Origin of the sequence: Affinundibacterium seohonense, assembly GCF_014284305.1 — a bacterium.
GTDB classification, from domain to species: domain Bacteria; phylum Pseudomonadota; class Gammaproteobacteria; order Burkholderiales; family Burkholderiaceae_D; genus Undibacterium; species Undibacterium seohonense.
This window is the reverse complement of record NZ_JACOFW010000021.1, coordinates 76,074-86,035: the sequence shown is the minus strand read 5'-3', so window position 1 is coordinate 86,035 and position 9,962 is coordinate 76,074. Positions and strand designations below refer to the sequence as shown.

Genomic DNA, 9,962 nt, shown 5'->3' with positions numbered 1-9,962 from the left:
GATATCCTTGGCAAGCTCTTTTGCCAAAGCTTTCAGTTTTTCTCTATCCATTAAAATGTCCATCGGTAATTCCTCGCTCGAGAGGTTAATAGACCGTGGACATTTACACAAATTTATTCACAGGCTCTAAGCGCACATACGTATTCCTTCAGGCGACGATTACTCTAATTTCATATGCCGCGTAAAAAACAAAAACCAAAAACAAAAAAGCCGAACATAAAGTCCGGCTTTCTCGCCTAAAGCTAACCAATCGCGAATAATCTAATCACCCGCCACGACGCATCATTTCGAAAAACTCTGAGTTGTTTTTGGTTGCCTTCATTTTGTCGAGGATGAATTCCATCGCTTCGATCTCGTCCATGCTATATAAAAGCTTACGCAAGATCCAGATTTTCTGGAGTTGATCAGGCTTAATCAATAACTCTTCACGACGTGTACCGGACTTGTTCAGATTGATTGCTGGGTAAGTACGTTTTTCAGCAAGGCGGCGTTCCAAATGCACTTCCATATTACCTGTGCCTTTGAATTCCTCGTAAATCACGTCATCCATACGGCTGCCAGTTTCGATCAAAGCTGTTGCGATGATGGTCAATGAGCCGCCTTCTTCAACATTACGTGCAGCACCGAAGAAGCGTTTCGGACGTTGTAATGCGTTGGCATCCACACCACCAGTCAAGACTTTGCCTGATGCTGGAATAACAGTGTTGTACGCACGAGCTAAACGGGTGATGGAGTCCAACAAGATCACCACGTCTTTTTTCATTTCGACTAAACGCTTGGCTTTTTCCAATACCATTTCAGCGACTTGTACGTGACGTGTTGCTGGTTCATCGAACGTCGACGCCACCACTTCACCGCGTACGGAACGCTGCATTTCAGTAACTTCTTCTGGACGTTCGTCGATCAGCAAAACGATCATCGTGACGTCTGGATGATTCGTCGTAATCGCATGAGCGATGTGTTGTAGCATGACGGATTTACCAGACTTTGGTGAAGCGACTAACAAGCCGCGTTGACCTTTACCAATCGGAGCGATCAAGTCGATGATACGACCTGTGGTGTTCTCTTCGCCGCGCATGTCGCGCTCTAATTGCAAGAGTTTGTTCGGGTGCAGCGGTGTTAAGTTTTCAAACAAGATGCGGTGTTTGGACATCTCTGGCGCTTCGCCATTGACCTTGTCCACTTTCACCAAAGCGAAATAACGTTCGCCGTCTTTTGGTGTTCTGACTTCACCTTCGATCGAATCGCCAGTATGCAAGTTGAAACGGCGGATTTGAGAAGGAGAAATATAAATATCGTCGGTGGATGCCATGTAGCTGGCATCGGGCGAGCGCAAAAAGCCAAAGCCGTCAGGCAAGACTTCGAGTGCACCATCGCCAAAAATTTGTTCGCCGCCTTTGGCGCGCTTTTTCAAGATCGCGAACATCAATTCTTGCTTACGCATACGCGCAGCGTTATCGATGTCGAGACCGATGGCCATTTCTAACAGTGCGGAGACGTGTAAGGCCTTTAGTTCAGATAAATGCATGTTGTGAGTGTCCCGGGATGGGAAAGTGAGGTGGGGGAGTGAGCAGAAGTGAAAAACGAACTACTGGATGATTAAAAACTGCAGAGCGGGTTTGATGCCGGTCGCTACTTATATAAATTATGGTGCTTCAATTTCAGCGTATTGTAAGACTTAATTCAGACGATGTAAAAACTTTCTTGTAACACCGTCTGAAATAAATGCCGAAGATATGTAACTCTAACTTAGTTCTAGCTCAGATTTAACTTAGATATTACCGTCGATAAACGCGGTCAATTGGCCTTTTGCCAGCGCGCCAACTTTTTGTGCAGCTGCTTCGCCGTTTTTAAATAAGATCAAAGTTGGGATGCCACGGATACCAAATTTAGCTGGTACAGCTTGGTTCGCGTCAACGTCCATCTTAGCAATAGTGATTTTGCCATCATATTCTTTGGCAACTTCTTCCAAGATCGGTGCAATCATCTTGCAAGGGCCGCACCATTCAGCCCAGAAGTCGACCAAGACTGGTTTGTCAGATTTCAACACATCGGCTTCAAAAGATGCATCGCTTACATAAATGATATTTGCGCTCATAGAATTCTCGTTATTCTGGTTGGTCTCTAAAAGAGGGGGATTATTCAATAAATTAAAGCAGGAATGTCGATTTTGGGGTGATTCTGCTTATTTCAAGTGCCACTTTCGCGTCTGCGCAGGCATCAACATAGGAAACACAGCGGTAAATAATACCCTATTTTTTAAAAAGTGGCTTATTTACTGATTTTTGTGAATTTTTGTCCGAATTTATTGGATGCTTTTTTATTTTCACGTTCCACTCGCATAAAATGCCAGCTCACTTTGATTTTGATTGAAACCAAGCCATGGCGCGAACAACTTATCTGATTCCAGCATCTGCTCAATTTTGGTCACAAGTCGCCCAGCAGTTTTTGGCGATGCAAAAAAAGGCTGGCATCCCTAGTGATTTGTTTGCTGAACCAGACCCCGCTGCTGGAAGGGATTTTTCTCATGTACGCGTGATCGTTCCCACATTTGAACATGCGCATTTGTTGAACCGCGCTTTGCGTTTGGAGATTGGTGATCATTTTATTCCTCCTAAGATTCAAACCATGTTTGCCTGGCTCGGCATGCAGTCACCGCTGCCAGTGTCTGTTTCGGCAAATAGTCAACGTTTGATGAGTTTGTACGCGGAGTTGCGACAGCATGCATGGCTGAAAACTTTATTTGGCGCGCAACGTAATACGGATTTGTTGCCACTGGCGCAGACTTTATTGGGCTTGGCTGACGAATTAACGCAGGTTTGGTTACCGCAGGCTGTGGATGGCAAAGAACTCGATCCGCTCAAAATGCAAGCTACCTGGCATGAAGCTTTAGCGCAATTGCCTTTGCCTGTGCAAAAGTTGGTTTCGGATGAAACGCAATTGGTGTGGACACTGTGGCAAGGTCAACTCGATCAACACGATAAAACGGTACAAGAATTTCAGCAAATGATGCGTCTCGCGGATAGTGCCAATATGGAGTTATTCTGGATCGCACCAACCATGCCAGATGCGCTGGAAAATGCTTTTTTGCAAGCCTATGAACAGCGACAGGCAGTGCATGTGATGAGTGTGGATTGGCGAGGCGAGGCTTTGCCAGAGGCGATGCGGCAGGCATGGGCTGATCTATCGTCGACTTCGGAATCGAATCCCGCAGTATCGCTGCAAAAGAACTTGAGCAGCGGTGCTCAATTTGACTGGTCACGTTTGCGTTTATGCGAAGTCAGTAGTCTGGAAGACGAGGCGGAGCAAGCTGCGCAACGCATTATTGATTGGTTGCAAGCGGGTAAGCAGAAAATCGCAGTGATCGCACAAGACCGTGTAATTTCGCGCCGATTGCGCGCATTGTTGGAGCGCGCACAAGTCTATGTTGCGGATGAAACAGGTTGGAAACTGTCGACCACGCGCGCAGCAGCTTGTCTGGCTGCTTGGTTTGAAGTCGTGGCAACGCGGGCAGATACGATGGCTTTGCTAGATTTTTTGAAGTCGCCATTTTTACCGCTGGGTGTTAGCGTAATAGATGCTTCTGAAGCAGCTGAAGTTGTTGATAAAGCCGATCTGGTAATGGACATCGAATTAGCTTTGCGCAGAAATAATGTAGTAGGTAATTGGGAGGCGGTGCTCTTCACATTGGAACGTCAACCGCAAGCGAGAGAATGGATTGCGCAGATCGCGCGTTTAGCGCATCAATATGGTAGTAGCGCGGGTGCGTCACGCCGTAGTTTGAAAGATTGGACACAAATTAGCATTCAGACCCTGACAGAGCTTGGCAAGTTGAATCCCTTGCAGGAAGATCTCGCTGGTGCGCAGGTGGTGCAAATGTTGCAGGCCTTGAGTAGTGATTGTCATGGACTGGACATGCACTTTAGTTTTTCGGAATGGCGCGCATTTATTAATTTGCAAATGGAATCAACCCCATTTAAGCAGGAGCAGTTTGATCAACGGGTCGTGATGCTGCCATTAAATGGTGCACGTTTGCGAACTTTTGATGCGGTGTATTTGATTGGTGGTGATGCTAAGCATTTACCGTCAAAACCACAAGAGACTTTGTTCTTCACCAATGCGGTGCGACGTGAATGTGGCTTGGTAACGCGTGAGCAAAGACAGTTGCAGCAATTGCGTGATTTTGCCGAATTGATTTTATTGAACGATGAAGTGGTGTTGTCCTGGCAATCGCAAATCAATGGTGAATTGAACGCTTTGAGTCCTTGGGTTGAACAAGTCAGACTGCATCTGGCGCGTCAACAACAGAGTCCTTTATTGATGAGTAAGCGAGCGCTGGCCGAGCATCGCTTGGTCCCCGTCATTCCCCAACAACCGCGACCTAGTGCCGCGTCTTTGATGCCAACAACACTGTCTGCTAGCGGACTATCAAGCTTGATTGCCTGCCCATATCAATTTTTCGCCGGACGTATGCTGAAACTTTCTGCGATCGATGAGTTGTCGGATATGCCTGAAAAACGCGATTACGGTGATTGGTTGCACGCTATCTTAAAAACCTATCACGATCGCTTGTTGGCGGATCAATTGAGCTTGACCGATGATCGTGTCGGCTTATTGCAATCGATTTCTGATACTTGGTTCACGCGTGTATTAAAACAAAGTCCAGCGGCTTTGGGCTACAGCATACGCTGGCGTAAAGTGATTCCGGCCTACGTCGCTTGGGCGAATGAGCGTGAAGCCGATGGCTGGCAGTTTGCCTTTGGCGAGGTCTGGGCTGAGGCGCAATTGGCATGGGACGACGGTGCGATTACTTTGCGCGGGCGAGTCGATCGAATTGACGAACGTCATCTCGATAATGGTGAAGTCGAGCGTGCCGTATTGGATTACAAAACCAAAAACAAAACTGCGCTAAGAGCACGATTGAAAAATTTTGAAGATCATCAATTAGCTTTCTATGGTTTGTTACAAGCCAAGATTCCACAGGGTGACGATACTAATGAACTTAATATGACTGTGTTGGATCCTGTCGATACTGCCTATTACGTCGCGCTAGAAACTGAACGTGACAAAACAGGCGACGTTGAAGCGCAAGATTACAGTCTTTGGAAAAGCGAATTAGAAACTGCGATCCGACAAAATATGCAGGCGATACAGCATGGCGCAGGTTTGCCCGCGCAAGGGGTAGAAAGTGTATGTGCGTATTGCGATGTGCGTGGTTTGTGCCGTAAAGGAGCCTGGTGATGAATGAAATGAATCAGGCGCAGGCCTATGAATTAAATGGGCAAGTGGTGGACGCGATGCGTTTTACTGCAGCTGCTTGCGACCCGCACCGCTCGGTCGTGGTTGAAGCTTGTGCTGGTAGCGGAAAAACCTGGCTATTGGTCGCTCGCATGTTGCGTCTATTACTTGATGGTGCAGAGCCTGCTGAATTATTGGCGATTACATTTACCCGCAAGGCCGCACAAGAAATGCAGCATCGTTTGATGGAATTGCTACAACAGTTGGCATTGGCAGATGAAGAGCTGGCCAGCACTATTTTGCTTGAACGTGGGGTTCCTGCTTCACAATTGGCAAGCAGCCTACCACGTGCACGTCAACTGTATGAGAACTTACTTGGTAATCCGCAAGGCTTATCGATGGATACCTTCCATAGCTGGTTTGGACGTTTGCTGAAGTTGGCACCTTTGGCTTCTGGCGTACCGCATGGTTTCAATTTATTGGAATCGACCAGCAGCATACAGCGTGAAGCTTGGGGACAGTTGATGCAAGCTGCGGGAATGAGAGATGAGAATACCGACAGTGGAACAAACGGCCTTAAACAGGAATTATTGTATCTATATGAAGAGTTAGGCGATTTCAGCACGCAGTTGATGCTTGATGCGTTTCTCGCGAAACGGGCAGAATGGTGGGCGGTCAGCGAAGACGCTGCATCAAGTGATGCTGCAATTTTACAGCTGCAAGACTTGATGGGCGAGGACGCGATCAGCGATGCGCGTTTGCGCGTTTGGCAGGATGAGGCTTTGCTAGAGCGTATCCAAAACATTGGTATTTGTTTAGGCAAGGGCAGTCCAGAAAATCAAAAGCGCGGTGTTGCCATAGAGACGGCAATAACAAATGCGAGACAAGCGAACGATCTCGTCAGCGTAGAACATTTTTCTGCCTTAGCGAATGAGTTCTATAGCAGTGAAGGCGTCAATCGCAAAAATCGGAAGACTAAGAATTTGAGTGCCGCGATTGAAGCTTGGTTGGGTGCCGATAATGAATCAGCTTTTCATGATGAGTGTAATGCGATTGCCGAGACCCTGAAAGTATTTGAACGTCGTAGCAAAGAAGCGTCGGTACTACGTTTGAATCAAGCCTTGTTTGTGGTCGGGCAAGCCTATGTTGAATGCTATCAAAGTTTGAAATCAGAACAGCGCATGCTGGATTTCGCCGATCTTGAATGGCAAGCTTATCGACTATTGGCGAATGAAGAATTTGCAGCGTATTTGCATGGCAGATTAGATGCCAAATATAAGCACATCTTGCTAGATGAATTTCAGGATACCAATCCTTTGCAATGGAATATCGTCAGCGCTTGGTTGGATGCTTATGGTGCAGATACCGCGAGGCCGACGGTATTTATCGTTGGTGATCCTAAACAATCGATTTATCGATTCCGTCGCGCTGATCCACGTGTGTTTGTCGCCGCCCGCGACATGTTGGCCCAGCAAGGTGCCGTCGTTCTCCGCACCAATCAAACGCGCAGGAACGCGCCTGCGATTGTTGAGGTTTTAAATCAGGCGATGATCGGTAATGCGATTTACACGGCGCAGACTACCGCCGCAAGTAGCGAAGGCGAGGTATTACGTTTGCCCTTGATTCGTGCAGATGTTCAAAATTCTTCAGACGAAAATGTCCCAGCGTTTCCACTTCGTGATCCATTGACGACGCCAGTCGTCGAGCAAGACGATCAACGTCGGTATCAGGAAGGGCAGCTAGTTGCGCAGCAACTTTTGCAATTGCGAAAAGAGGCGTCGGAAGCTTTTCAATGGTCGGATGTGATGCTATTGGTCAGACGCCGCACCCACTTAGCGTCTTATGAAAAGGCTTTGCGTGAAGCGGGAATCCCATTTGTCTCAAATCGTCGTGGCGGTTTATTGCAAACTTTGGAAATCGCCGATCTGATTGCCTTATTGAATTTCTTGATGACACCTGGCGATAACCGCGCCTTGGCACATGTGTTGAAATCGCCGATGTTTGCCACGACCGATGAAGATTTGATTGTGCTCGCCCAGCGCGAGGAGAGCGCCTGGTGGAAGCGCTTGTTGGCAATGGACAAAGGTACGCTGCCACATTTACAAAGGGCGGTGCGGTTGTTAGCAGATTGGATGCAAGCTGCGCATGATTTGCCCGTACATGATTTGCTTGATCGTATTTTGCACCAAGGGGAATTGGTCAATCTCTATGCACAACATGCATCGGCGACTAATCGCCAACAAATAATCGGTAACATCACCGCGTTTACCGAGCTGGCGCTCAATATGGATGGCGGACGTTATCCCAGCTTGCCAAAATTCATTGCGGCACTCAAAGAATTTGACCGAGGCGCAGAGACCGATTCGCCGGACGAGTCTAGTGTTGCCAGTGGTTTGGATGCCGTACGAATTTTAACCATCCACAGCGCAAAAGGTTTGGAAGCGAAGATTGTGGTGATGTTAGATTGCAATCATAGTGAGGCAGCAAAAGACAATATTGGTGTGCTTTGCGCGTGGCCTCTACAACCGGGTGAGCAAAAGCATTTCTCGGTGTTTGGTAAAAAAGATGATCGTGGTGCGGCTCGAGATCGCTTGTTTGCAGCGGAAGAAGAACAAGCCAAGCAAGAGAATTGGAATATGCTTTATGTGGCGGTGACGCGAGCAAAGCAAATTCTCATCGTCAGTGGCATCGCCAGTGACAGAGCCACCGATGAAACCGGCGTACAAACAGGAAGTTGGTATCAACGTTTCGTGTCCTTGGAGCCAATCGAGATAGCGATGTCGGAGGATGAAAGCGACGTTGGCGCAGCGGTGATAATAAATAATGCTGCAAATGCTTCATTTGTTCTGAATTCATTTACGCCACCGAATTTGGCATTGCCAGAATCGGTATTGTCAGAGTCTAGGCGCGCATCCGTCATGTCCGCTGAGCAAATCGAGGGCGTGGCCTTGCATGCCTTGATGGAACGCCTGACCAACGATATTCGCGATTGGCCGATTCGTATTCCATCTGCAGAGGTGATTGCGGCATGGTTGCCTTGCGCGCTCAGCGTTGCCAAAGTCGTACGTGAGCAAGCCGTGGCGATTTTGAATGCTCCTGCTTTAGAGCATTTCTTTAATCCTAAGCAATTTAGTTTCGCCCGCAATGAAATGGATGTCGTGTATCAAGAGCAATTAATGCGCCTAGATCGATTGGTGGTGTTGGATGACGATCTGTGGATTTTGGATTACAAACGACAGTTATTGGAATCGGAAAAATTCGCTTATCAGCAACAATTAAACATTTACGCAGAGGCACTCGCCAATATTTATCCTGCCAAAAAGCGAAGGCTAGCCTTGATCTTGGCGGATGGACAGTTTATTCCTATGAATTAATCTCTGAGCTTCGTTGATTTGATGGTAAATGATAGAAAAATCCCTTTATAATTAATGGGTTTCTCTTTAGAGTTCAAGTTAGGACTTACGCAAAACAGACGCTAGCGTTGTTGCAGTCGCCTCGCCGTACAAAAGTACTGTCTTCGGCGACGCGCCTAGCTAGCGCAATTTTGCATAAGTCCAGTAAATTTCGCTTGATACTCGATTGCAAACTCAACCACTTGAAGTTCTTTAGATAGCCAAGATGATTTCCGAATTTGAATTATTAGCTGAAAAGCTTAATCGCCTCGCCGAGATGACGCAAACCTTGCGTTTGGAAAATGCTGCATTACGCCGGACTGCGGTCGAACTGGCGTCGGAAAATAAAGATTTGCGTGAGCGTGTATCCGAAGCACACAGCCGAGTCGAAGCTATCTTGGCGCAACTACCCAACGATGACGAGAAGGATGCAGCATGAGCGAGCCAAAATCGATTCAGATTGATGTCAACATCATGGGCTTGTCTTACAAACTCGCTTGCAAAGAAGGCGAGGATCGTGCACTGCGTGAAGCGGCTTCGTATCTGAACGAAAAAATGTGCGCGATTCGTGATGCCTCTAAAGTCAAAGGCACAGACAGAATCGCCGTGATGGCGGCACTCGGTATGGCAGCTGATTTGCTATCGACCAAGGCCCATGATGGACCTTTATCGGGTCTGAGCATTGGCGAAGTGAAGCAAAAAATTCAGAATATGAACGACACCATAGACCAAGTATTAACACCGCAAGAAAACCTATTTTAAATTTGCTCCTTATTGTTTAAAACAATCAAAAAAATCTGTAAAAGTTGATGTGATTTTTTTGAGGAAGGAGTAAACTACAGTCTCCTACCGTGTTCGCCAGTGCCATATATTCCTTGAACCATTTATGTGCATAGGCTTTGGAAATTGTTCAATGGTGTGAGCGTCGCTTATGTCCGATGAACCCGATTTGAACTGACCTTGGCCGACTTGAACCGCCGGGTTCAGGATGCCGGCATAGCGGCACTGGTGGGAACTAATTCTTGAAAAAGCACTTATTGTATTTTGCGATAAGTGCTTTTTTTTTTGCGCCTCTTTTTGCGATTTTTTGTTGATTTGATTTGAAGTGATTTGTGATTCCGCAGCAAAGCGTGTTGGTGTCGAAGGATTTCTTTTTTTGCTTAGTGGCGCGAGGGTGCTCTGTTAGTTCGCGTTCTTTGAATCTTGTAACTAAAGCGTATTTTATTTAAATAAGAATTAAAAAAATATATGTATTTTTGTCTCGTTATTTGTGCAATGGTGGACTGATCTCAAGTTTAGAATCACTTTCTTAAATTAATTGGATAAGCTTTT

General features: G+C 46.8%; 6 protein-coding genes and 1 other RNA gene. 5 read left to right on the top strand and 2 right to left on the bottom strand.

Going from position 1 to position 9,962, the window contains the following annotated elements; genetic code table 11:
- Positions 1–265: 265 nt before the first annotated feature.
- Entirely contained in the window at positions 266–1,528 is a 1,263-nt protein-coding gene (rho, locus tag H8K52_RS16325; protein WP_186923969.1) for a transcription termination factor Rho, read from the bottom strand.
- Between the two features lie 243 nt (positions 1,529–1,771).
- Entirely contained in the window at positions 1,772–2,146 is a 375-nt protein-coding gene (gene trxA / locus H8K52_RS16320; RefSeq protein WP_186923968.1) for a thioredoxin TrxA, read from the bottom strand.
- A gap of 236 nt (positions 2,147–2,382) precedes the next feature.
- On the opposite strand from trxA, the gene H8K52_RS16315 reads away from it, so the two are divergent.
- The 5 genes from H8K52_RS16315 (at position 2,383) to ssrS (ending at position 9,649) form a co-directional block, all read left to right on the top strand.
- Positions 2,383–5,241 (top strand): PD-(D/E)XK nuclease family protein, encoded by a 2,859-nt coding sequence (locus H8K52_RS16315; protein ID WP_186923967.1) that lies wholly within the window; start codon positions 2,383–2,385, stop codon positions 5,239–5,241.
- Positions 5,241–8,612, top strand: coding sequence for a UvrD-helicase domain-containing protein (locus H8K52_RS16310; RefSeq protein ID WP_186923966.1), 3,372 nt, complete (start codon positions 5,241–5,243; stop codon positions 8,610–8,612). Before H8K52_RS16315 ends, H8K52_RS16310 begins: the two co-directional genes overlap by 1 nt.
- A gap of 244 nt (positions 8,613–8,856) precedes the next feature.
- Complete coding sequence (locus tag H8K52_RS16305) at positions 8,857–9,069, top strand: DUF904 domain-containing protein (RefSeq protein WP_186923965.1); 213 nt, start codon at positions 8,857–8,859, stop codon at positions 9,067–9,069.
- Positions 9,066–9,392 (top strand): cell division protein ZapA, encoded by a 327-nt coding sequence (locus tag H8K52_RS16300; RefSeq protein ID WP_186923964.1) that lies wholly within the window; start codon positions 9,066–9,068, stop codon positions 9,390–9,392. Before H8K52_RS16305 ends, H8K52_RS16300 begins: the two co-directional genes overlap by 4 nt.
- A gap of 78 nt (positions 9,393–9,470) precedes the next feature.
- Positions 9,471–9,649: non-coding RNA, 6S RNA (gene ssrS / locus H8K52_RS16295), on the top strand.
- Positions 9,650–9,962: the final 313 nt, after the last annotated feature.

Bases quoted from the DNA above. Each gene is read 5' to 3' on its own strand.
- rho (WP_186923969.1), bottom strand. From the start codon at position 1,528: ATGCATTTATCTGAACTAAAGGCCTTACACGTCTCCGCACTGTTAGAA.
- H8K52_RS16315 (WP_186923967.1), top strand. From the start codon at position 2,383: ATGGCGCGAACAACTTATCTGATTCCAGCATCTGCTCAATTTTGGTCA.
- H8K52_RS16310 (WP_186923966.1), top strand. From the start codon at position 5,241: ATGAATGAAATGAATCAGGCGCAGGCCTATGAATTAAATGGGCAAGTG.
- H8K52_RS16305 (WP_186923965.1), top strand. From the start codon at position 8,857: ATGATTTCCGAATTTGAATTATTAGCTGAAAAGCTTAATCGCCTCGCC.
- H8K52_RS16300 (WP_186923964.1), top strand. From the start codon at position 9,066: ATGAGCGAGCCAAAATCGATTCAGATTGATGTCAACATCATGGGCTTG.